This is a genomic window from Denitromonas halophila (genome assembly GCF_007625155.1).
GTDB classification, from domain to species: domain Bacteria; phylum Pseudomonadota; class Gammaproteobacteria; order Burkholderiales; family Rhodocyclaceae; genus Nitrogeniibacter; species Nitrogeniibacter halophilus.
Genome location: NZ_VMNK01000004.1, coordinates 14,198 through 37,284, shown reverse-complemented (window position 1 = coordinate 37,284; position 23,087 = coordinate 14,198). Strand labels below are relative to the sequence as shown.

Here is a 23,087-nt window from a genome sequence, read left to right as displayed (position 1 = left end):
ACCCGATGTGCGATGATCCAGACCATGACCGCCACCCACACCGATCCGCTCGACGTCGTGCGCCAGTACCACCAGCGCACCAAGCACCGCCCCGATCGCTACGCCGCCTCGCTCGGCTACCTCGACTGGGCCAGCCAGCCCCACCCCTTCCGCCGCTTCGATGGCGCTGCAACGCTCGACCTCCCCCGCCCGGCCCTGCGCGCGGCGCCGACCTACGACAGCCTGTTCGCCACGGTGCCAGCGGCCGCGCCGCTCGACGCCGACACCGTCGGCCGATTGCTGCTGCACAGCCTCGCCCTGTCTGCCTGGAAGCAGGTTGGCCCCGGGCAGTCGTGGTCGCTGCGTATCAACCCGTCCAGCGGCGCGCTGCACCCCACCGAGGGTTACGTAATCAGCGGCGCCGTGCCCGGCCTGATCAACGCACCGGGCGTGTTTCACTACGCGCCCTTCAGCCACCAGCTCGAACGCCGTGCCACGCTGACCGAGGCGCAATGGACGGCATTGACCGCCGGCCTGCTGCAACCGGGCCTGCTGATGGGCCTCACCTCCATCCACTGGCGCGAGGCCTGGAAGTACGGCGAACGCGCCTGGCGCTACTGCCAGCACGACGTCGGCCATGCCATCGGTGCCATCGCCTTTGCCGCACGCACGCTCGGCTGGCAAGCACAGCTGCTCGACAGCGTGATCGACACCGACCTCGCCCGCCTGCTCGGCACCGACACGCAATCCGGCCCCGAGGCCGAGCACGCCGACTGCCTGATCCTGCTCAGCCCGGCCGGTAGCTCCGCGCCCACGCTCAGCGCCGACGCCTGGCAAGCGCGCATCCCCGCCATCGCGCCGCTCGGAACGCCCAACACGCTCAGCCATGACCACCACCCGTGGCCGGTCATCGACGCCGTAGCCAACGCCGCGCACACACCCGGCCCCACCGCCGCCGCACACCACGCAAAGCCACACACCGACACCTCGCCCGACCGCCGCCACAGCGCCGAGCAGATCATCCGTCAGCGCCGCAGCGCGGTGGACATGGACGGCCGCAGCCCGCTCGACCGCGCCAGCTTCTACCGCCTGCTCGCGCGCACCCTGCCCGGCGCCTTTGTGGCCGATGCCCTGCCCTGGGCGCCGCGCATCTCGCTGGCATTGATGGTGCACCGGGTCACCGATCTGTCGCCCGGCTTCTACCTGCTGGTGCGCGACCCGGCCCACGACGCCAGCCTGCGCCAATCGCTGTCCGATCAATTTGTATGGGAAACGCCCGAGGGCTGCCCGCCCGATCTGCCGCTGTTCCGGCTGATCGGCGACGACGCCCGCCGCGCCGCGCAGGCCGTCAGCTGCCAGCAGGCCATCGCCTCGGACGGCGCGTTTGCCGTGGGCATGCTCGCGCAGTTCGACGCCGCGCTGGCGGCCGGCGGCGCCCGCGCCTATCCGCGGCTGTTCTGGGAAACCGGCCTGATCGGCCAGGTGATGTATCTGGACGCCGAAGCCGCCGGCCTGCGCGGCACCGGCATCGGCTGCTTCTTCGACGACATGATGCACGCGCTCATGGGCATTACCGATACCGCCTGGCAGAGCCTCTATCACTTCACCCTCGGCGGCCCGGTCGAGGACGATCGCCTGCAAACCCTGCCGCCCTACGCCCACCTGGACAGCCAATAGTAGCCAGGCGCCGCGCGTTGCGGCATCAGCGCACGGTATAGCCCCGCCCGTCCAGACACGCGCCCATGGCGCGATAGTAGTCCGACCGCACCGAGTCGGGCTGCATGTTCGCCCCCGGCCGCGTGGGATCAAAACCGGTCTGCTCGCGCGACCAGCGATGGCATTCGTAACGGTCGTCGGCCTGCTGCGCTTCGGACTGACCCAGGCGCGGATAGATGAATTGCTGCGGCTCGTCATCCGCCAGTTCATCCTCCGGGTACTCGGGCGCGCCCGCCGGACGCTCGACCACCACATAGCCCTGAGGCGCCGGCGCGTAATAGACCTCGTTGGCGTAGTAATACCGCGACGGCCCGATGCGCAGCGTGAGATAGCCCAACGGCAAGACCGGCACGACAATCCCGAAGGGCGGCGCAATGACGACAAAGCGGCTGCCCGACGGCCGATACCACACGCCATTGGCGAACATGTAGCGGCTGCCGCGGTGAGTCACGACGCGGTGCGCCGGCGGCAAGGCGTGAATGACCGCGCCCCGCGACGGGTAGTGCCGGCGCTCGACATGCACGGCGCGCCGGTCGTCCCAGCGATGATCCCGCCGATCCGTGCGAGTGTCTTGCCGCACCACCGCGCGGGTGTCACGCCCGTCATCGCGGCGATCCTGTCGAGTCTCGCGCGGACTCTGCACGGACTCGCGACGGTCATCGCGACGGTCATCGCGACGGTCATCGCGGCGGTCATCGCGGCGGTCATCGCGGCGGTTCTCGGTCCGGGCTTCGGTCCGGGCTTCGGTCCGGGCTTCCCGGCGCTCATTCGTGCGCGCTTCGCCACGTCCGCGATCCCGCTCGCCGGTCGTGTCGGCATGCGCCAGATTGCCCGTGCTGGCCAACAGCGCCAGCGCGATCAGCATCCCGCGGGATCTCACCAAGGATTTCGTGTTCATCATTGTCGACTCCATGGATTCAGCGCACCGTGTAACCGCGGCCTTCAAGGCACGCGGTGATGGCACGGCGGTAATTGTCGGCACGCTGCTCGCGCGGCTGATCGCGGCGATCGGCCATGCGCTCTTCGATGGCCTGGGCGCGCGCTTCGCGCGCGTTATCGGCCGCGTTGCCGGCCACGCCACCCACCACGGCACCAATGGCGGCGCCTTCCAGCGTGCGTTGCGGGTTCGCCACCGCGGCCCCCACCACGGCCCCGGCCACCGCCCCCATCGTGGTGCTCGTACCCGAGGGCGGATCGGGCTCAACGCGCGGCGCCGGCGCGCGTGTCTGGGCCGACGACCGGGCCGACGACCGGGCCGGATCGAAGCCGCTTTGCTTGACTGCCCACAGATGGCACTCGTAACGATCGCGGTCAGCCCGCCGCGCCGATTGCCCCTGCGCGGGATAAACCGCCATCTCCCGGGACGAGGCCTCGGGCGCCCCGCCGACCGGGCCGGAACGCGGCGCAGCGCACCCGGCCAGCGTCACGACTGCGAGCAATGCGACACCGGTACGGCGTGTTTGAAACAAGGCAAAACGGCCACGCATGGGCGACTCCCGACAAGCTCAACTCACAGGCATCAGTGTGCGGCCCCGCCGGGTGAAGTGCTTGCCGAGCGTGGTTAAGCTGTGTAAAGAAGGAGCACTGAATCGTCTCCAGACGTAAGCCCCCAAAATCAGGTCTCCCGCCATGTCCTTTGTTCACAGTTTTGCGCCCCTGGCCGACGCCAGCGCCACCCGCCTGATCCTCGGCAGCATGCCGGGCAAGCGCTCGCTGGCCGAGCAGCAGTATTATGCTCACCCGCACAACGGCTTCTGGCCAATCATGGCCGAGCTGTTTGGTTTCGAGGTCACCGCCTCCTACGCCGAGCGCTGCGCCGCGCTCACCGCCGCCGGCGTTGCGGTATGGGATGTGCTCGCCGCCTGCACCCGCGAGTCCAGCCTGGATTCGGACATTGTCGAGGCGAGCATCGTACCCAACGACTTCGCCGGTTTTCTCACGGCGCATCCGGGCATTGAGGCCATCTACTTCAATGGTGCCAAGGCCGAGAGCAGCTTCAACACCCATGTGCTGCCCACGCTGAGCGAGGCGCACGCCGCCATCCGCCGCCACCGTCGCCTGCCCTCGACCAGCCCGGCCCACGCCGGAATGCGCTTCGACGCCAAGCTCGACGCCTGGCAACGCGCCATCGCGCCCTGAGCGCTCAGAAGTCATGAATTGATCGACTGCGCTTGGCATCTCAGGCTTGAGCGGTGCTCGCAATGCTCTTGGCCTTCAGTGCATTCCGCTTGCAGCGCGCCGGCCGCCCCTCACCTGTCGGCGCTCGCTACGATTTCTTCACAACTTCTCAGGCCTTGGCCGGCGCCGACGAGGGGTAGCGCACCGGCCGAGGAACACCACCGGGCGCTGCCATCGCTCGCTGCACCACCAGTACGCTGCCCAGCACCACCACCAGCCCGACCAACGACAGGCCGCGCATGCTTTCGTCGAGCAGCGCCCAGCCGACCAGCACCGCAGTCAGCGGGCTGAGCAGGCCGAGCGAGGACGCAGCCACCGGCGACAACCGCGCCACGCCGCGAAACCACAGCGCGTAAGACACCAGCGCGCCAAACACCGCCAGATAGGCATAGCCGGCCAGGTTTGCCGCGCTGAGCGTCGGCAGCGGCGGATCGATGGCCCAGGCCACCGGCGCCAGCATCACACCGCCGAGCAACAGTTGCCAGCCGGTGAAAGCCAGCACCGGCAGCTCGGGCCGCCAGCGCCGCGCCAGAAACGTTCCCGCCGCCATGCAGGCCGCACCGGCCAGCGCGGCGGCAATGCCCACCGGCGACCACACCGCATCGGGCGACAACAACAGCGCCGCCATGCCCAGCACGCCGGCCACGCTGGCCCACACCGCCAGGCGCACCGGCCGCTGCTGGTCGACCGCCCAGGCCAGCGCCATCACCAGCAGCGGCTGAATCGCCCCCACCACGGCCGCCAAACCGCCCGGCAACCGGTAGGCCGCCACAAACAGCAGCGCCTGAAAGACTGCGATATTCAGCGCCGAGAGCACCAGCAAGCGCCCCCAGAACCCGACCGCCGGCAAACGGCGACACCACAGCACCAGCAGCAGCCCGGCCGGTAGCGCTCGCAGCAAGGCGGCGGTGAACGGCCGGTCCGGCGGCAGCCATTCGGTGGTAACAATGTAGGTGGTGCCCCAGATGATCGGGGCCAACGCAGTAAGCACCGCGTCGCGCCATTGGCTTTGGGATTGTGTCGTTTTCATGGTTTTATCTTCATATCAAGATAAAATAAAGCCTGACACAGAGTTGTCTTGACTTCAAGATAGTTAACGGAGGCAATCGATGAACGGAAGCCCGTCCAAGGACGCAGTCGACACCATCCTGGCGCAGTGGGGCCGCGAACGGCCGGACCTGGATCTGGCGCCGATGGGTGTGATCGGCCGCCTCAAGCGATGCTCGGCACTCATGCAGCGCGAGCTCGACACGGCATTCAGCGCCTTCGACATGAGCCGGTGGGAATTCGACGTGCTGGCGACGTTACGCCGCGCCGGGGCGCCCTACTGCCTTAGCCCCACCATGCTGTTCGCGTCATTGATGATCACCTCCGGCACCATGACCCACCGCCTGCAAGGCCTCGAAGCCCGCGGCTGGATCGAACGCCTGCCCGACCCGAAGGATGCACGCAGCAAATTGGTCAAACTCACGCCAGCCGGCTTGGCGCTGATCGACCGCGCGGTGGAAGCACATCTGGAAAATGAACGCAGAATTCTCGCGCCCCTCAACGCCGAATCCCTCGACGCGCTGGACGCCCAGCTCGCCAGGCTGCTGGCCGTGCTGGAGCCATCAACAGACTGACTCAGCGCGGCTCCTGCCAGGTGCGGTGCCGCACCATCACCGCAGCAAACAAGGGCGAGGCCAGCCAGACCTTGAGCCAGCGGCGCAGCGCAAGCAGTCGCGCCGTCTCGAACCACGCGGCATCCACCGCGGCGAACTGGCGTACGAAGGGAAACAAGGCCGCATCGGCCAGCGAGGGCGTGTCGCCAAACAGATAGGCGTGGTCAGTCAGGCGCGCCTCGAGATCGGTCAGATGCGCCGCAATCGCCGCATTCCGCCATGCCACCGCCGATTTCTCGGGGAAGCGTTCGGCGTACTTGTAGCGGTCGAGCAGCGGCTTGAAATCGACATCATTGCGGGCGACGAGCGTCGCCTGCTCGGCGCTGTCGCCGGCGCGCAGCCAGCCGTCCGGGTCGTTCTGCTGGAGCGCCCAGTGCATGATATCCAGGCTTTCTTCAAGCACACGGCCATCGGGCAGTCGCATCACCGGCACCGTGCCCTTGGGCGAAAGCTCGAGCAGATGTGCCGGTTTGTCGCGCAGCACCACCTCGCGCAGCGCCACCACCACACCCGCCTGCCACAAGGCCAGCCGCGCCCGGATGGCGTAGGGGCAGCGGCGAAACGAGTACAGGATCGGTCTCACGGCTTGAGGCGGTACCCGGTCTTGAAGATCCAGGCCACCAGACCAATACACGCCAACAGGAAAAACACCGTCATCCCCAGGCTCAGCGCCGGACTCACGTCGGCAATGCCATAAAAGCTCCAGCGAAAGCCGCTCACCAGATACACCACCGGGTTGAACAGCGTCACCGTCTGCCAGAACGGTGGCAGCATATTGATGGAGTAGAAGCTGCCACCGAGGAAGGTGAGCGGCGTGACGATCAGCATGGGCACCAGTTGCAGCTTCTCGAAACCGTCGGCCCAGATGCCGATAATGAAACCGAGCAGGCTGAAGGTGATCGCCGTGAGCACGAAGAACAGCACCATCCAGAAGGGGTGTTCGATGCGGATGTCCACGAACAGCCCCGCCGTGGCGAGGATGATCACCCCCAGAATCAGCGACTTGCTCGCCGCCGCGCCCACATAGGCGATGACGATCTCCAGATACGACACCGGCGCCGACAACACCTCGTAAATCGTGCCGGTAAAGCGCGGAAAGTAGATGCCGAAGGATGCGTTGGAAATGCTCTGCGTCAGCAACGAGAGCATGATCAGGCCCGGCACGATGAAGCTGCCGTAGCTCACCCCATCGACCTCCGGAATGCGCGAACCGATGGCGGCGCCGAAGACCACGAAATACAGCGAGGTCGACAGCACCGGCGAGATGATGCTTTGGGTCAGCGTGCGCCAGGCGCGCGCCATCTCGAAACGGTAGATGGCCTTGATTGCGTAGAGATTCATTTCTTCACCAGGCTCACGAAGATGTCTTCGAGCGAGCTTTGCGTCGTGTTCACATCCTTGAAGCCGATGCCCGCCGCGTTCAGGTCGGCCAGCAGATCGGTGATGCCGGGGTGCTCGCGTTCGGTGTCGTAGGTGTAGGTCAGCGCGTGGCCGTCCTCACCGCGCTCCAGCGCATAGGCCGCCAGCGATTCGGGCACCGCGTCGAGCGGCGTTTGCAGATGCACGGTCAGCTGCTTCTTGCCCAGCTGGTGCATCAGCGTCGCCTTGTTCTCCACCAGAATGATCTCGCCCTTGCGGATCACCCCGATGCGATCAGCCATCTCCTCCGCCTCTTCGATGTAGTGCGTGGTCAGCAGAATCGTCACGCCGTCCTCACGCAGCCCACGCACCAGATTCCACATATCGCGGCGTAATTCCACATCGACACCGGCGGTCGGCTCATCCAGAAACAACATGCGCGGCTCATGCGAAAGCGCCTTGGCAATCAGCAGCCGCCGCTTCATCCCGCCCGACAGCGTCATGATCTTGTTGTTGCGCTTGTCCCACAGCGACAACGAGCGCAACACCTTCTCGATGTAGGCCGGATCCGGCGCCTTGCCGAACAAGCCGCGCGAAAAGCTCACCGCCGAAAACACCGTCTCGAAGGCATCGGTGGTCAGCTCCTGCGGCACCAGCCCGATCAACGAACGCGCCGCGCGGTAGTCGTCCACGATGTCGTGGCCGCCCACCGTCACCTTGCCGGCCGAGGCATTCACCAAACCGCAGATGATGCTGATCAGCGTCGTCTTGCCCGCACCGTTCGGCCCGAGCAAGGCAAAAATTTCACCGCGGCGGATGTCGAGATTGATGTCCTTGAGCGCAGTAAAACCGCCCTCGTAGATCTTGGAGAGATGGGAAACAGAAAGCATGGTCGTCATGGGCTGGGACGATACCAGAGCCGGGCCAAAAACGTCCCGGCACAATCAGTGCGGATTGCGCCGTCAGTAGCGCTGCTTGATGAAGATGGCCTGCCACCATCGACGCCGGAAAACAGCTCCGCACCGTTCAATTGTGGGCTGCCGACCAAGGCTACGCCCGAAGCATCCGCTCCGCGTCCACGAACTAGCCCCGGTCAGACAGATTGAGATCGATGCCGGCAGTCGACCTTGAAGCGCCTGACACACCGAGGCCTCAACTCGAACCGGCCTGATCCAACACAAGATCGAAGAACGCACTGGCCGCCGGCGACAGTGTGCTGTTGCGTTTACGAAGGATGACGATCTTGCGTTTGATCGTCGGACTGGTCAGCGGAATCCGGCACAGGCCCGGTCGCGCGCCCTCTTCAAGCGTGGAGTTGGGCAAAATGGCGACGCCCACGCCGGCCGCGACGAGCCCGATGGCCGTCGACAGATGGCGAACCTCGTAGGTGCCGGACAGCTTGATGCCGCGCTTCGCCAGTTGATAGTCAAGAAAGATCCGGTTGGCACTCATGGTGCTGATGCCGATCAACTCGGCTTCGTGCAGGTCGGACCACACGATCTGCTTCTTGCGGCTGAGCGGGTGTTCTTCGCGACAGAAGAACATGTAGGGCTCTTCGAGCAGAAGCGCCTCTTCAAGCTCGACATGACTCTCGGTCGGCAGACCAATGCCGAGCTCCGCCTGCCCATGCAGGACCGCGTCCCGCACCTCGAAGCCGCTGGCATCGATGATGCGTATGCGGTTGCCCGGATGGGTTTCGGCGTAGCGGCGCATGGCCTTCGGCAGCATCTGCGAGGCCATGGTGGGAATGCAGGCCAGCGTAAAGTTGCCGCGGCTGCGGCTCGACACATCCTTGAGCCGGCTGACCGCTCGGGTCACATCGCCAACAATGGTTTGCGCCTGAGGCAGGAACTCCCGTCCCACCACGGTCAGCTCCACGTAGCGTGTTGTACGATCCAGCAGACGCAGGCCAAGATAGGCTTCGAGCTTCTGCAGGCGACGAGTCAGTGCCGTCTGGGTCACATGAAGATGCTCGGCCGCTTTGCTGAAGCCCCCCAACTCGGCGATCACGACAAAGGCCTGGATTCCGTCAAAGTCGATCTTCATCTCAACACTCTCAATAAACGCCACTTATGCGAGTATAGAATCAATTCTCGCATTTATTGCATTTCCGTCAGATCTTGTCGCGCTCTACCATGCAATCAAACAAGGCATGTGGATGGAGACAAGCAAATGGAGAAAATACCCTGTGTTCTGATGCGAGGCGGTTCCTCAAAGGGGCTGTTCTTCCTCGCGCAGGACTTGCCCGCTTCAACGGCAGCGCGCGATCGCCTGCTGCTGGCGGCCATGGGGTCTCCTGATCTGCGACAGGTCGACGGCATGGGTGGCGGCGATAGCCAGAGCAGCAAGGTGGTGATCGTCGGCCCGTCGAGCCGGCCCGATGCCGATCTCGAGCACCTGTTTGCTCAGGTGTCGGTGGCGCGCAACTTTGTTGATGTGCGGCCCAACAGCGGCAACATGCTCTCCGGCGTCGCGCCCTTCGCCATTGACGCAGGGTTGATCCCGACGAGCTCACCGACCACCACGGTCCGCGTGCTCAACCTCAATAGCGGCAAGATCGCCGAGGTCATCGTCCAGACGCCCGGCGGTAAACTGACCTATGACGGTCGGTGCCAGGTCGATGGCGTGCCCGGCAGCTTTGCGCCGATCGAACTGCGCTTTCTCGACCCGGCAGGCACCCGCACCGGCGTGTTGCTGCCTACCAGCAAGGCTCGCGAAGAAATCTGCGGCGTTGAAGTCACCTGTATTGATTGCGCGATTCCCCTGGTGCTGGTCAAAGCCGAAGCCCTCGGCAAGACCGGGCACGAATCCAAAGCCGAACTCGACGCCGATACGGAATTTTCGAATCGCCTGAAAACCATTCGCCTCGAGGCCGCCAGGCAGATGCGGCTCGAAGACAGCGAGAGCGTCGCCCTGCCCAAGATCGCCATTGTCGCGTCGCCGCGCCACGGCGGCAGCATCGCCGCGCGGTATTTCTCGCCGAAATGGTGCCATGCCACCTTCGGAATTTCAGGCGCGCTGGCACTGGCCGCCGCCTGCCATGTGACCGGCTCGATTGCCGAGGACCTGGTCGAGCTCGATGTCCGAAAACTCGGCCATATCATCATCGAACACCCGAGCGGCACGATGGCCTTCGATATCGACATTTCCGAGCACGACGATCAAGGCATCCCCGTGTTCAAACAGGCCCGCCTGATCACCACCGCCAGGCCATTGCTCAGCGGTGTCGTGCTGGTGCCGGAGCGCCTCGAGCCCCAGATCGCATGATCTTCATCATTACCGCGCCGCATGCCCACAAAAAAGATGGCATGCGAGGAGAAAAACGCATGAGCACGACAACACGATTTTTACTCACAGCCCGAAGATCCACAGAGGTCTGGCACGCCAAGCCCAACGGCTTTCACCACATAGCAACAACGACTTGAACGACACATCAGGAGGAGCACTCATGACCAACAACATTACCCCTCGACGCAATTTCCTGGGCATGTCCGTGGCGCTCGCAACCGCCGCCTTCATCTTGCCCGTACCGGCCATGGCCGACGCGGTCGACTTCAGCGGCAAGACCATCGAATTCGTCATCCCGTTTGGCGTGGGCGGCGGTTCCGACACCTGGGCGCGCTTCAACGCACCCTTCCTGTCCAAGCACCTGCCCGGCCAGCCGACCGTGGTCGTCAAGAACCAGCCCGGCGGCGGCTCGATTACCGGCGCCAGCCAGTTCGCTTCCCGCGCCAAGCCGGACGGTCTGTCCATCCTGGGCACCTCGGGCTCAACGCAGTTCCCCTACCTGCTCAATGATCCGCGTGTGAAGTACGACTACAAGGACTGGAAAGTCGTGCTCGCCGCACCGACCGGCGGTGTGGCCTACATCAGCAGCAGCTTTGGCGTGAAATCGCTGGCCGACCTGGGCAAACTCAAGGGCGAGCGTCTGGTCTACGGCAGCCAGGGCGCCACCTCGCTCGACCTCGTTCCGCTGCTCGGCTTCCGTCTGCTTGGCCTCGATGTGCAGCATGTGTTCGGCATGAAGAGTCGGGGCGAAGGCCGCCTGGCTTTCGAGCGCGGCGAAGCCAACATCGACTACCAGACCACCTCGGCCTACCTGAAGAGCTCGCTGCCCATCGTGCAAGAAGGTAAAGCCGTTCCGCTGTTCAGCTGGGGCGCCACGGACGACGACGGCAAGCTCATCCGCGACCCGAACTTCCCGGAGCTGCCGCACATCGGCGAAGCCATCGAGATGGTCACCGGCAAGAAGCCGTCGGGCACCGAGTGGGAAGCTTTCAAGTCCTTCCTGATCGCCGGCTTCCCGGCACAGAAGCTGTTGGTGCTGCCCAAGGGCACGCCTGACAACATCGTCGAGGCCTACCGCGCCGCCGTGCGCAAGATGAAGCTCGATCCGGAGTACCAAGCCGCGAAAGTCGAGGCACTGGGCGGTTACGAGCAACTGACCGACAAGGCCGGCGAGTCGCTCTTCAAGGAAGGCACGACCATCGACCCCAAAGCCCGTGACTGGGTCCGCGCGCTGCTCGAGAAAGAGTACAACGCGCGCTTCTAACGCTGACCGCCGTCAGGGTAACCACCATCGGCCGCCCTGACGCACCAGCCACTCAATACTGGAGTTTCCAATGCTAGAAGCCATGCAGAGCGCCTTTGTCGGCCTCCTCTCGTTTCAGCACTTCGCCTACATGCTGCTCGGCATTGTTGTTGGCCTCGGCGTGGGCATTCTGCCCGGCCTGGGCGGCATCGCAGGCATGTCGCTGCTGATGCCCTTCATTTACGGTATGGACCAGGTCTCCGCACTGGCCATGCTCGTGGGCATGGTTGCCGTGATCCCCACCGGCGACACCTTCACCTCGGTTCTCATGGGTATCCCCGGCTCAAGCGCCAGTCAGGCCACCGTGCTGGACGGATTCCCACTCGCCAAAAAAGGCCAGGCCGCCCGTGCCCTGAGCGCCGCGTTCTCTGCCTCCTTGCTGGGCGGCGTGTTCGGCGCGCTGCTGCTGACCGGTTTTGTGGTGGTCGCCAAGCCGCTGATCCTGTCCTTCACCACCGCTGAACTGTTCATGTTCGCCCTGCTCGGGCTGTCGGTGGTCGGTGTGCTGGCCGGCGAAAGCATCATGCGCGGGGTCGTCGCTTGCGGCCTGGGCCTGATGGTTGGCGCGATTGGCGCAGCCCCCGCCACCGGTGAAAGCCGCTTTGATCTGGGTATCGACTATCTGGTCGACGGCGTGCCGCTGGTGATCATCGGCCTGGGCCTGTTTGCCATCCCCGAGATCGCCGACCTGATCCGCCGCTCCCGCCCGATTGCCGCCGATTCCGGCCTGGGCGCTGGCTGGCTGCAAGGCGTTCGCGACACCTTCAAGAACTGGTTCCTGGTGCTGCGTTGCTCGGCGCTGGGCACCTTCATTGGCGCCATCCCCGGCCTCGGCGGCGGCGTGGTGGACTGGATCGCCTACGGCCATGCCGCGCAGACCAGCAAGGATTCGTCCAACTTCGGCAAGGGCGAGATCAAGGGCGTGATCGCGCCCGAATCGGCCAACAACGCGCTGCAAGGCGGCGCGCTGATGCCAACCCTGCTGTTCGGCATTCCCGGTTCGGGCAGCATGGCGGTGTTCCTCGGCGGCATGGTCCTGCTCGGGCTCCAACCCGGCCCCTCGATGGTCACCACCGACCTCGAGCTGACCTACACCATCGCCTGGACGCTGGCCTTCTCGAGCATCGTTGGCGCCGCCATCTGCTTCTTCCTGGCCGTGCCCATCGCCCGACTGACCTTCGTGCCCTTCAACCTGATCGCGCCGTTCATGATCATGATCATCTGCTTCGCCGCCTTCCAGGCGCGACGCGATCTGACCGATCTGCTGGTGCTGTTCGCGGTGGGTATCGTCGGCATCTTCCTGCGACGCTTCGGCTGGCCACGGCCCGCCTTCCTGATCGGCTTTGTACTTTCGAGTCAGGCAGAGAACTACCTGTATCAGGCGCTGCAGTTCTACGGCTGGGAATTCGTTCAACGCCCGGGCGTGCTGATCATCGGCGCGCTGACCATCGCCTCCACGCTGATGGCCCTGCGCAGCCGGGTGTCTGAAGAAGGCGCGGTCACCAAAGAGGCCCGCGGCGAAGAAACCGACCGCCCGGTGCACGGAGGTGCCACCAAGGCCGAGCGTCGTCCGCAAATCGTGTTTGCCGTGTTGCTGCTGGCCACCTTCCTGTACGGCGTGATGAGCAGCGCACCGCTGAGCTTCCTGGGGTCGGTATTCCCGTTCTACACCTCGGCGCTGATGGTCGCCTTCACCGGCTACATGGTGATGATGCTGGTCGTGGCCAAGCCAGGGCACAGCGCGCACTTCGACCAGGAACTGGCAGCCAAGGCCAAGGGCACGGACGACGGCACCACCGTCTGGCCGTCCGTGGGCTGGTTCGTGTTCCTCTTCGGCATGACCTCGGTGCTCGGTTTCATCATCTCGATCGCGATCTTCATCACGACCTTCCTGATGGTGCGCACCCAGCTCGGCGTGGCCCGCAGCCTGCTCTACACCGGTCTGTGCATCGCCTTCATGAGCACGCTGGGCCACTACCTGACGCTCGACTTCCCGGCTGGCCTGCTGCAGCACTACGTCGAGATGCCCTGGCCGCTCAAATAAGCCCGATGGGTCATTTGATTTCAACACGCTTTTTCTGATCCCGCACCTGTCCGCCCGCACTGGCGGGCGACAGGCAGGTGCCCCGCCCGTACCCGACGGAGGACGCAACACCATGAATCTCAAGGACTGGATCGGCCGCTCGGAAGCTGTCTCCGACATCGCCACTGCCACCCCCTACGCCGCCTTGTCGGCCACGTTTGACCGCCCGGCAGAGCGCCCCGCCGCCGGCACGCCGCTGCCCGGCTTGTGGCACTGGCTGTACTTTCTTCCGCTGCACCGCCAGTCGGAAATCGGCCCGGACGGCCACGCCAAGCGCGGCGGTTTTCTGCCGCCAGTGCCGCTGCCGCGCCGCATGTGGGCCGGTAGCCAATTCACCTTCCACAAGCCGCTGCGCATCGGCGACGCCATGACGCGCACCTCGACCATCCACGACGTGACCGAAAAGAGCGGCCGCACGGGCCCGCTGGTCTTCGTCAAGGTGCGTCACGAAATCTGCCGCGACGGCGAAACCGACATCGCGCTGACCGAGTTCCACGACATCGTATATCGCGAGGCGGCCAAGCCCGACGACGTCGCCCCGCCGCCCAAGGCCGCGCCGGCAACGTCCACCTGGGAAAAGCAGTGGGTGCCCGACGACGTGCTGCTGTTCCGCTACTCGGCGCTGACCTTCAACGGCCACCGCATCCACTACGACCGCAAGTATGTGACCGAGGTGGAAGGCTATCCCGGCCTGATCGTGCACGGCCCGATGGTGGCCACCATGCTGCTCGACCTGCTGCGTCATCAGTTGCCCGATGCCGAGTTGGCCAGCTACGAGTTCCGCGCCGTTCGCCCGGTGTTCGACATCAACCACTTCTTCGTCTGCGGTGAGCCGCAAGCCGACGGCAAGACCTTCCGACTGTGGGCGAAAGATCACGAAGGCTGGCTGACCATGGAAGCCACCGCGGTGATCAAGTGAGGAATGAACAATGAGACCCCTTGAAGGCATTACCGTCGTTACCCTCGAACACGCCATCGCGGCGCCCTTCGCTACCCGCCAGCTCGCCGATCTGGGCGCGCGCGTGATCAAGGTCGAGCGCCCCGGCGTGGGCGACTTCGCCCGCGGCTACGACGAACGCGTACGCGGCATCGCCTCGCATTTCGTGTGGATCAACCGCTCCAAAGAATCGCTGACGCTGGATGTGAAGCATCCCGAAGCACAAAAGGCACTCCTCAAGCTGATCACCGAGGAAGCCGACGTGGTGGTGCAGAACCTCGCCCCCGGCGCGGCGGCCCGGCTCGGTCTGTCCTACGAAGCGCTGTCGGCGATCAAGCCCGAGATCATCGTCTGCGATATTTCCGGCTACGGCGCTGATGGCCCCTATCGCGACAAGAAAGCCTACGACCTGCTGATCCAGAGCGAATCGGGCTTTCTGTCGGTCACCGGCACCGAAGACGAGCCCTGCAAGGCCGGCCCGTCGATTGCCGACATCTCCGCCGGCATGTACGCCTACACCAACATCCTCGCCGCCCTGATGCAGCGGCAGAAGACCGGTCGCGGCCAGCACCTGGACATCTCGATGCTCGAGAGCCTGGTCGAGTGGACCACCTACCCGCTCTACTACGCCTTTGACGGCGCCGCCCCACCGCCGCGCACCGGCGCCAGCCACGCCACCATCTACCCTTACGGCCCCTTCCCGGCCGGCGACGGCAAGACGGTGATGTTCGGCCTGCAGAACGAGCGCGAATGGGCCGGTTTCTGCGCCAAGGTCCTGCTGCAGCCCGAGCTGGCCCGCGAGGAGCGATTCTCGACCAACTCCCGCCGCAGCGCCGCCCGCGTGGAACTGCGCCAGATCATCGTCGACGCCTTTGCCGATCTGAGCGCCGAGCAGGTGGTCGAACGCCTCGACGCCGCGAGCATCGCCAACGCGCAGGTCAACGACATGCATGCCGTGTGGGATCACCCGCAGCTCAAGGCGCGCAAACGCTGGCGCAACATCGAAACCTCGGTCGGCACGGTGCCGGCCCTGCTGCCGCCGGGCTCGTGGGAAGAAGGCGATCCGCGCATGGACCCGGTGCCCACGCTGGGCGCGCACTCCGCCGTCATCCTCGCCGAACTCGGCTACACGGCCGAGCAGGTCGCCGAGCTCAAGTCCGCCGGCGTGATCTGAGCACCGAGGAGACGCGCCATGACCCAGCCCATCAGCTACCTCTTTGTGCCCGGCAACCGCCCGGAACGCTTCGACAAAGCCTTCGCCACCGATGCCGGCGTGATCATTCTTGATCTCGAAGACGCGGTCGTGCCGGCCGACAAGGCCGGCGCCCGCGACGCCATCGCCAACTGGGTGGCATCGCACGGTGATGCCGCCAAGCGCATCACCGTGCGCATCAACGACACACAGTCCGAGTGGTTTGCCGACGATCTGACGATGATCCGCGAGTCCGGCATCGGCGTGGTGATGCTGCCCAAAAGCGAATGGCGCGAGCAGATCGACCTCGTCCGCGCCACGGCCACCCAGGCGCAGGTACTGGCCCTGGTCGAAACCGCTCGCGGCATCCACAACGTCGACCAGATCGCCACCACCGAGGGCGTCGCCCGGCTGGCCTTTGGCACGCTGGACTATGCCGTCGACCTCGACCTGTCGGGCGACGACGCCGGGCTGGCCTACGCCTCATCGCGCATCGCCATCGCCGCGCGATGCGCCGAATTGCCTTCACCGGTGGCCGGGGTCACCCCTTCGGTCACCGACGAAGCGCGCGTGCTCGCCGACTTCGCCTTCGCCCGGGCCTTCGGCTTCGGCGCAAAGATGTGCATCCACCCCAAGCAGGTGGACTGGATTCACGCCGCCTGCCGACCCAGCGCCGAAGACCAGGCCTGGGCGCATCGCGTGCTGGCCGCCGCCGAAGCCTCCGAAGGCGCGGTGCAGCTCGACGGAAAAATGATCGACCGGCCGGTGGTGCTCAAGGCACAGGCCATTATCGCCCGCAGCCACGCAGGCGAACCGAACTGACACCCCATTCAAAACAACACCGAATCCCCCCCCATTCAAGGAGCAACACCATGGCCGCGAGCATCATTGACTCAAGCATCTTCGGCAACATCTTCAGCACCGACGCCATGCGCGAGGTGTGGTCCGACCGAAACCGCACCAAACACTACGTTGAAATCGAACGTGCGCTGGCGGTGGTCCAGGGCCGGCTCGGCATCATTCCGCAGGAAGCCGCGGACGAGATCATCGGCAACTGCCATATCGACAAGATCGACATGGACCGCCTGCGCGAGCAGACCGAGCGCATCGGTTACCCGGTGCTCGGCGTGGTCACCCAGATCAACCAGCTGTGCCGCGACAAGCTCGGCGAGTTCGTGCATTGGGGCGCCACCACCCAGGACATCACCGACACCGCCACGGTGATGCAGATCCGCGAAGGCCTGGAGATCATCGACGGCGAACTGGCCGCCATCTCCGCCGCGCTGGTGTCGCTGTCCAAGCGCTACCGCGACACCCCGGTGATCGGCCGCAGCAACCTGCAGCAGGCGATTCCGGTCACCTTCGGCTTCAAGACCGCCGCCATCCTGGCCGGCATCGAACGCCACCGCGAGCGTCTGGCGCAGCTGCGCCCGCGCGTGCTGATGGGTGAATTCGGCGGCGCCTGCGGCACCCTGGCCTCGATCGAAACCGGTGCCATGGAAACCCAGGCCGGGCTGATGGAAGAACTGGGTCTGGCCCAACCGGACATCGCCTGGCACACCGTGCGCGACACCATCGCCGAAGTCGGCGCCTTCCTCGGACTGGTCGGCGGCTCGCTGGGCAAGATCGCGATGGACGTCAAACTGATGATGCAGCACGAAGTGGCCGAGGTGTATGAGCCCTTTGCACCCGGCCGCGGCTCGAGCAGCACCATGCCGCAAAAGCGCAACCCGATCTCCAGCTGCTACATCCACGCCGCGGTGTCGGTGGTGCGCCAGCATTCCGCCGCGCTGATGGACGCGATGATCGCCGACCACGAGCGCTCGACCGGTCCGTGGGAGATTGAATGGATCGCCCTGCCCGAGTCCTTCTGCCTGCTCGCTGGCGCACTCAAGCAGACGCGCTTCGTGCTCGAAGGGCTGGAAGTCGACGAAGGCAACATGCGCGCCAACATCGACCTGACCAAGGGCCTGGTCATGTCCGAGGCGGTGATGATGGGTCTCGGCGCCTACATCGGTCGCGAGTACGCGCACGATCTGGTGTATGACCTGTGCCGCCAGGCAATCAAGACCGATCGTCCGCTGCTGGACATCCTGGCCGAGCATCCGGAAATCAATGTACACCTCGACCGCGCCGCGTTGGCCAAACTCTGCGACCCGGCCAACTACCTTGGTCAGGCCGGCGTGATGGTCGACAAAGTGCTGGCTCGGGCCGCTGCGGTGAAATGACAATGCAACACGCACACTTCACCGAGCTGACCACGCAACAGCTCGACTGCCCGGTGCTGTTCGGCTCGATCAGCGACACGGGCGGCCGGGCACCGGGCCAGGCCGGCGAACGCGCCGACAGCGCTAATCTCGACGCGTACCGGCCATTGAGCGAACTGGCCATGGTGGCCATATTGAGCGAGAACTGACTCGCGCTTGAGGCGGGCTGGCCGCAAGGCCATGCCCGCCTCAAGCATTTTTGAACAGGCATATGAAGCGATGGAACTGAGGCAACTGCGTTATTTCGTGCGGACCGTCGAGCTGGGCAGCATCAGTCAGGCAGCACTCGATCTGGGCGTCGCCCAGTCAGCCATCAGCCTGCAGATCCAGAAACTCGAGAGCGAGCTGTCCACCCGCCTGCTCCAGCGCAACCCCAGCGGCATCGAACCCACCGAAGCCGGGCTGGCCTTCATGGCCCACGCGCAACTGAGCCTGCGCCATGCCGACGAAGCCGCCTCCGCCGCGCAGCACTCGCGCCTGTCTGGCGTGGTCAGTGTCGGCCTGGCGCCGACCACCGCCGGCCTGCTCGGCCTGCCCCTGATGCAGGCCATGCGCACGCAGTATCCCGACATCCGCATTCGCCTGGTCGAGGCCATGTCCGGCCATCTCGGCCAGATGCTCAACGGTCGCGAACTCGACATCGCGGTGCTGTTCGACGGCCACCAGGCGCGCCGCTGGTGCATCCAGCCCATGCTCGACGAGCGACTGTTTGTCATCGCCCGCGCCGATGCCTCGCCCACACCACTGCCCACCCGGCTCGGCGCGCTGGCCGGCCTGCCGCTGGTGCTGCCCACCCAGCGCCATGGCCTGCGCCGCGTCATCGACACCGCACTCAATGCCCTCGGCGTCGCCCCAAATGTAATCGCCGAAGTCGACTCACTCTATGTGTTGATGGACATGGTCAACCACGGCATTGGCGCCAGCGTGCAGCCGTGGTCGGCCCTCGCCCGCCAACCGGACGCGGACTCGCGCCTGCGCTGGAGCGAGCTTGAAGACGAAGGCACCACCCGCCGCAACCTGCTGTGCAGCCTGTCCGAAGACGAGCTCTCGCCCGCCGCCCTCGCCACCCGCAACACCCTGCGCCACACGGTGAGTCAGTTGGTCAACAACGGGCACTGGCGCGGGGTCACACCACTGCATCTCGAATCGAGATAGCCCGATCTTGGGTCGGCGTTGGGTGGCCGGCGCCAAAACAACGATAGTCGATGGCAACCGAGCAACACACAGGAGTTCGACCCATGAAAGAAAAGCATCCCGGCACCGTCGACGTGCTGGTCATTGGCGGCGGCAACGCCGCGCTGTGCGCCGCGCTGATGGCGCGCGAAGCCGGCGCCTCGGTGCTGCTGCTCGAAGCCGCACCGCGCGAATGGCGCGGCGGCAACTCCAGCCACACCCGCAACCTGCGCTGCATGCACGACGCCCCGCAGGACGTGCTGACCGAGCGCTACCCCGAAGAAGAATTCTGGCAAGACCTGCTCAAGGTCACCGGCGGCGTCACCAACGAAAAGCTCGCCCGCCTGGCGATCCGCGAGTCCTCGCACTGCCGCGACTGGATGCGCAAGCATGGCGTCAATTTTCAGCCCTCGCTGTCCGGCACCCTGCACCTGTCGCGCACCAACGCCTTCTTCATGGGCGGCGGCAAGGCGCTGGTGAATGCCTACTACCGCAGCGCCGAAGCGCTCGGCGTGCGCATCCGCTACGAAGCGCCGGTCGACCGGATCGAACTGGAAAACGGCGTGTTCCGCGCCGCCTGGGTTGGCGACGAACGCATCGCTGCGCGCGCCTGTGTGATGGCCGCCGGCGGCTTCGAGTCCAACCGCGAATGGCTGCGCGAGGCCTGGGGGCAAAATGAAAACGGGGAGTGGCCGGCCGACAACTTCGCCATCCGCGGCACCCGCTTCAACCGCGGCGTGCTGCTCAAGGCCATGATCGAGGCCGGCGCCGACATGATCGGCGACCCCTCGCAGTCGCACTGCGTGGCCATCGACGCCCGCGCCCCGCTTTACGACGGCGGCATCTGCACCCGCATCGACTGTGTGTCGCTGGGCATCGTGGTCAACAAACACGCCGAGCGTTTCTACGACGAAGGCGAAGACTTCTGGCCCAAGCGCTACGCGATCTGGGGCCGTCTGGTGGCGCAGCAGCCCGGCCAGATCGGCTTCTCGATCATCGACGCCAAGGCCAACGGCCGCTTCATGCCGCCGGTGTTTCCCGGCGCCACGGCGGACACGCTCGAAGAGCTCGCCCGCCAGCTCGGCATCGATGAAGCGGCTTTTGTGCGCACCGTGGGCGAGTACAACGCCGCCTGCCACGTCGGCACCTTCGACCACACCGTGCAGGACGACTGCCACACCGAAGGCCTGTCGCCGGCCAAGACCCACTGGGCGCTGCCGATCGACACCCCGCCCTTCCGCGGCTATGCGCTCAAGCCCGGCATCACCTTCACCTACCTCGGGCTGAAAGTGAATGAGCAGGCCGCCGTCCATTTTTCGGATGCGCCGAGCCCCAACCTGTTCGTGGCCGGCGAAATGATGGCCGGCAACGTGCTCGGCAAGGGCTACACCGCCGGGGTCGGCATGACCATTGGCACCACCTTCGGCCGCATCGCCGGCGCTCACGCCGCGGCTGCCGCGCGCCAAGGAGAATCCCATGCAATCGCTTGAAGCCCTCGCCCGCGAAGCCACTGATCTGGCCGCCGGACGCAATCTGCCGGCGCTCAACGCCGACGAGGCCGAAGTCGGCCGCATCCTGCAAATCTGCAACGCCTGTCGTTACTGCGAAGGCTTTTGCGCGGTGTTTCCCGCCATGACCCGGCGCCTGGCCTTCGACAAGGCCGATGTGCACTACCTGGCCAATCTGTGCCACAACTGCGGCGCCTGCCTGCACGCCTGCCAGTACGCCCCGCCACATGAATTCGCGGTCAATGTGCCGCAAGCCATGGCCACGGTGCGCGCCCGAACCTACTCGGATTTCGCCTGGCCGGCCGGCTTCGGCAACTTGTATCGCAACAATGGCGTGACCGTCGCGCTGTCCGTGGCGGGCGGCCTGGCGCTGTTCCTGGTGCTCGCGCTGATAATCCAGGGCACGCTGTTTCATGCGCCGCTGGCCGGCGATTTCTACGCCATTTTTCCGCACAACCTGCTGGTCTCGATGTTCGCGCCGGTGTTCCTGTTTGCGGCGCTGGCGCTGGGCATCGGCGTCGCGCGCTTCTGGCGCGAAGCGGCCCCCGGCGCCGCCAGCGGCGCGGCGATTGCGGAGACCACGCATGATGTGCTGCGCCTGACCTACCTCGACGGCGGTCACGGCCAGGGCTGCAACAACGCCGACGACGCCTTCACCCTGGCGCGGCGGCGTTACCACCACCTGACCTTCTACGGCTTCATGCTGTGCTTTGCCGCCACCAGTGTGGCCACGCTGTATCACTACGTGTTTGGCTGGGAAGCCCCCTACGCCTTCACCAGCCTGCCGGTGGTGCTCGGCACCGTGGGCGGCATCGGCCTGCTGATCGGCCCGGCCGGTCTGTTCTGGCTGAACCTGAAGCGTCACCCCGAGCATGGCGACGCAGCACAAAAACCGATGGACCGCGGCTTCATCGCCCTGCTGTTCTTCACCAGCCTGACCGGCCTGGCCTTGCTCGCCGGACGCGATACCTCCGCCATGGGCCTGCTGCTGGCGGTGCATCTGGGCGTGGTGATGGGCCTCTTTCTGACCATGCCCTACGGCAAGTTTGCCCACGGCTTTTACCGCAGCGCGGCACTGCTCAAGTGGGCGATCGAAAAGCGGCGCCCCAATCCGGTCGGCGTCGGGAGCGATGGCTAAGCCCTCACACGACGCTGAACGTCCGGGGCCGGCGAAGCCGGCGCGTGGCCAGGCCTGGCGCGCGCTGGCCTCGCCGGCCTACCGGCGTTATTTCTTCGGCCAGTTGCTGTCGCTGGTCGGCACCTGGATTCAACAGGTCGCGCTCGGCTGGCTGGTCTATCGACTCACCGACTCAACCGTGCTGCTGGGCGCCGTGGCCTTTCTGAGCAACGCCCCGCAACTGCTGGTGGCGCCCTTCGCCGGCATCGTCATCGACCGCAGCGACCGCAAACGCCTGATGCTGCAGATCCAGACGCTGATGCTGGCGCAGGCGATCTTCCTGGCGGTATTCACCTACTTCGGCTGGCTCGAACGCTGGCTGATTCTGGTCGCGGCGGGCGTGCTGGGCGTGCTCAACAGCTTCGACGCGCCGCTACGGCATTCGCTCGCCGGGCAGCTTGTGGCCCGGCGCGACGACATTCCGAACGCCATCGCACTCAACACGCTGACCTTCAATGTGGCCCGCTTCGTCGGCCCACCGACCGCCGGGCTCTTGCTCGCCGCCACCTCGGCGGCGGTGTGTTTCGCGGTCAATGGCCTGTCCTTCCTGGCTTTGATTCTGGCGCTTCGACACATCGACAGCCCCTCGTCGCGCCCCCCGCCGGCGTCATTTCGCGCTGCCCTGCGCGAAGGCCTCGCCTATGTCCGCGGCAGCGTGCCCGTGCGGATGTTGCTGATCCAGGTTGCGCTGGTGAATTTCTTCGCCGCCAGCTATCTGCCGATGATGCCGGCCTTCGCCCGCGACGTGTTTCAGGGCGGGCCCAACACCCTCGGCGTGCTGCTCGGCAGCGCGGGGGCCGGGGCGCTGGTGGCCTCGGTGTATCTGATGTCGCGCCGGTCGGTGCGCGGCCTCACCGGCAGCATTCTTCACGCCAGCGTACTGGCCGGCACCGCGCTCACCGGCTTTGCACTCACCGCCGAGCTATGGCTTGCCCTGGCCCAGCTGTTCCTGCTCGGTTTCAGCATGATCGTGTGCAACGCCTCGAGCAACACCATCCTGCAAACGATTCTGCCCGAGGGGCTGCGCGGACGCGTGCTGGCACTCTACACAGCAGCCAATCTCGGCGCCGCCGCGGTCGGCGGCTTGATGGTGGGCTGGGTCGCCGATGCGATCGGTCCCGACGCCGCCTTGCTGTCGGCCGGGCTGTTGCTGGTGGCAGTGGGCGCGCGCTTTTATCAGCGCCTCGAATTCATGCGGGTGCACCTGCGACCGCTATATGCCGCGCAAGGCATTGCGCCACGCACGATGGACTGACCTGGCGACAC

Annotated in this window: 22 protein-coding genes; 15 read left to right on the top strand and 7 right to left on the bottom strand. The window is 65.6% G+C overall.

The genetic code is table 11. The annotated features are described in order from the left end of the window. Positions 1 to 24: 24 nt before the first annotated feature. Positions 25 to 1,656 carry a nitroreductase family protein gene (locus FHP91_RS05725; protein ID WP_144308688.1) on the top strand — a complete coding sequence of 544 codons (1,632 nt, stop codon included), beginning with the start codon at positions 25 to 27 and terminating at the stop codon, positions 1,654 to 1,656. Positions 1,657 to 1,681: 25 nt separating this feature from the next. On the opposite strand, the gene FHP91_RS21085 is transcribed toward FHP91_RS05725, so the two are convergent. Together FHP91_RS21085 and FHP91_RS05715 are read right to left on the bottom strand one after the other, a co-directional pair. Continuing rightward, positions 1,682 to 2,596: a DUF6515 family protein gene (locus FHP91_RS21085; protein ID WP_186301454.1), complete on the bottom strand. Its 915-nt coding sequence runs from the start codon at positions 2,594 to 2,596 to the stop codon at positions 1,682 to 1,684. A gap of 16 nt (positions 2,597 to 2,612) precedes the next feature. Next, a complete protein-coding gene (locus FHP91_RS05715; RefSeq protein ID WP_144308687.1) occupies positions 2,613 to 3,182 on the bottom strand; it encodes a glycine zipper 2TM domain-containing protein in 570 nt (189 codons plus the stop codon). Between the two features lie 142 nt (positions 3,183 to 3,324). Between FHP91_RS05715 and FHP91_RS05710 the strand changes: the two genes are divergently transcribed. Further along, a complete protein-coding gene (locus FHP91_RS05710) occupies positions 3,325 to 3,834 on the top strand; it encodes a DNA-deoxyinosine glycosylase (protein WP_144308686.1) in 510 nt (169 codons plus the stop codon). A 148-nt stretch (positions 3,835 to 3,982) separates the two neighbouring features. On the opposite strand, the gene FHP91_RS05705 is transcribed toward FHP91_RS05710, so the two are convergent. Continuing rightward, positions 3,983 to 4,903 carry an EamA family transporter gene (locus FHP91_RS05705; protein WP_144308685.1) on the bottom strand — a complete coding sequence of 307 codons (921 nt, stop codon included), beginning with the start codon at positions 4,901 to 4,903 and terminating at the stop codon, positions 3,983 to 3,985. Between the two features lie 79 nt (positions 4,904 to 4,982). Between FHP91_RS05705 and FHP91_RS05700 the strand changes: the two genes are divergently transcribed. Next, a complete protein-coding gene (locus FHP91_RS05700; protein WP_144308684.1) occupies positions 4,983 to 5,495 on the top strand; it encodes a MarR family winged helix-turn-helix transcriptional regulator in 513 nt (170 codons plus the stop codon). Position 5,496: 1 nt separating this feature from the next. Here the strand turns inward: FHP91_RS05700 and FHP91_RS05695 are convergent, their stop codons facing one another. The 4 genes from FHP91_RS05695 to FHP91_RS05680 all read right to left on the bottom strand — a co-directional run bounded on the left by FHP91_RS05695 (position 5,497) and on the right by FHP91_RS05680 (position 8,939). Continuing rightward, entirely contained in the window at positions 5,497 to 6,117 is a 621-nt protein-coding gene (locus FHP91_RS05695) for a glutathione S-transferase (protein WP_144308683.1), read from the bottom strand. Continuing rightward, the gene (locus FHP91_RS05690; protein ID WP_144176451.1) at positions 6,114 to 6,875 is read right to left on the bottom strand and encodes an ABC transporter permease; all 762 of its coding nucleotides are present in this window, start codon (positions 6,873 to 6,875) and stop codon (positions 6,114 to 6,116) included. Before FHP91_RS05690 ends, FHP91_RS05695 begins: the two co-directional genes overlap by 4 nt. After that, positions 6,872 to 7,783, bottom strand: a complete 912-nt coding sequence (locus FHP91_RS05685) for an ABC transporter ATP-binding protein (protein ID WP_246116228.1) — start codon at positions 7,781 to 7,783, stop codon at positions 6,872 to 6,874. The genes FHP91_RS05690 and FHP91_RS05685 overlap by 4 nt, the downstream gene beginning before the upstream one ends. A gap of 262 nt (positions 7,784 to 8,045) precedes the next feature. Beyond that, positions 8,046 to 8,939 (bottom strand): LysR family transcriptional regulator, encoded by an 894-nt coding sequence (locus tag FHP91_RS05680; protein ID WP_144308681.1) that lies wholly within the window; start codon positions 8,937 to 8,939, stop codon positions 8,046 to 8,048. A 126-nt stretch (positions 8,940 to 9,065) separates the two neighbouring features. Between FHP91_RS05680 and FHP91_RS05675 the strand changes: the two genes are divergently transcribed. From FHP91_RS05675 to FHP91_RS05620, 12 genes are all read left to right on the top strand, one after another. Then, entirely contained in the window at positions 9,066 to 10,160 is a 1,095-nt protein-coding gene (locus FHP91_RS05675) for a 2-methylaconitate cis-trans isomerase PrpF family protein (RefSeq protein WP_144308680.1), read from the top strand. A 181-nt stretch (positions 10,161 to 10,341) separates the two neighbouring features. After that, complete coding sequence (locus FHP91_RS05670) at positions 10,342 to 11,445, top strand: Bug family tripartite tricarboxylate transporter substrate binding protein (RefSeq protein ID WP_144308679.1); 1,104 nt, start codon at positions 10,342 to 10,344, stop codon at positions 11,443 to 11,445. A 70-nt stretch (positions 11,446 to 11,515) separates the two neighbouring features. Beyond that, positions 11,516 to 13,528, top strand: coding sequence for a tripartite tricarboxylate transporter permease (locus FHP91_RS05665; RefSeq protein WP_144308678.1), 2,013 nt, complete (start codon positions 11,516 to 11,518; stop codon positions 13,526 to 13,528). Positions 13,529 to 13,640: 112 nt separating this feature from the next. Continuing rightward, positions 13,641 to 14,486 (top strand): FAS1-like dehydratase domain-containing protein, encoded by an 846-nt coding sequence (locus FHP91_RS05660; RefSeq protein WP_144308677.1) that lies wholly within the window; start codon positions 13,641 to 13,643, stop codon positions 14,484 to 14,486. Between the two features lie 10 nt (positions 14,487 to 14,496). Beyond that, positions 14,497 to 15,678, top strand: coding sequence for a CaiB/BaiF CoA transferase family protein (locus FHP91_RS05655; protein ID WP_144308676.1), 1,182 nt, complete (start codon positions 14,497 to 14,499; stop codon positions 15,676 to 15,678). A gap of 18 nt (positions 15,679 to 15,696) precedes the next feature. After that, positions 15,697 to 16,518, top strand: coding sequence for an HpcH/HpaI aldolase/citrate lyase family protein (locus tag FHP91_RS05650; RefSeq protein WP_144308675.1), 822 nt, complete (start codon positions 15,697 to 15,699; stop codon positions 16,516 to 16,518). 50 nt (positions 16,519 to 16,568) lie between these two features. Next, entirely contained in the window at positions 16,569 to 17,924 is a 1,356-nt protein-coding gene (locus tag FHP91_RS05645; protein ID WP_144308674.1) for a class-II fumarase/aspartase family protein, read from the top strand. Between the two features lie 2 nt (positions 17,925 to 17,926). After that, on the top strand, positions 17,927 to 18,112 hold the full coding sequence (locus tag FHP91_RS05640; RefSeq protein ID WP_144308673.1) for a hypothetical protein: 186 nt from the start codon (positions 17,927 to 17,929) through the stop codon (positions 18,110 to 18,112). Positions 18,113 to 18,182: 70 nt separating this feature from the next. Continuing rightward, on the top strand, positions 18,183 to 19,118 hold the full coding sequence (locus FHP91_RS05635) for a LysR family transcriptional regulator (RefSeq protein WP_144308672.1): 936 nt from the start codon (positions 18,183 to 18,185) through the stop codon (positions 19,116 to 19,118). Between the two features lie 83 nt (positions 19,119 to 19,201). Beyond that, positions 19,202 to 20,626 carry an FAD-dependent tricarballylate dehydrogenase TcuA gene (gene tcuA / locus FHP91_RS05630; protein WP_144308671.1) on the top strand — a complete coding sequence of 475 codons (1,425 nt, stop codon included), beginning with the start codon at positions 19,202 to 19,204 and terminating at the stop codon, positions 20,624 to 20,626. Beyond that, positions 20,613 to 21,782, top strand: a complete 1,170-nt coding sequence (gene tcuB, locus FHP91_RS05625; protein ID WP_144308670.1) for a tricarballylate utilization 4Fe-4S protein TcuB — start codon at positions 20,613 to 20,615, stop codon at positions 21,780 to 21,782. Before tcuA ends, tcuB begins: the two co-directional genes overlap by 14 nt. Further along, positions 21,775 to 23,076, top strand: a complete 1,302-nt coding sequence (locus FHP91_RS05620; RefSeq protein WP_144308669.1) for an MFS transporter — start codon at positions 21,775 to 21,777, stop codon at positions 23,074 to 23,076. The genes tcuB and FHP91_RS05620 overlap by 8 nt, the downstream gene beginning before the upstream one ends. Positions 23,077 to 23,087 lie beyond the last annotated feature (11 nt).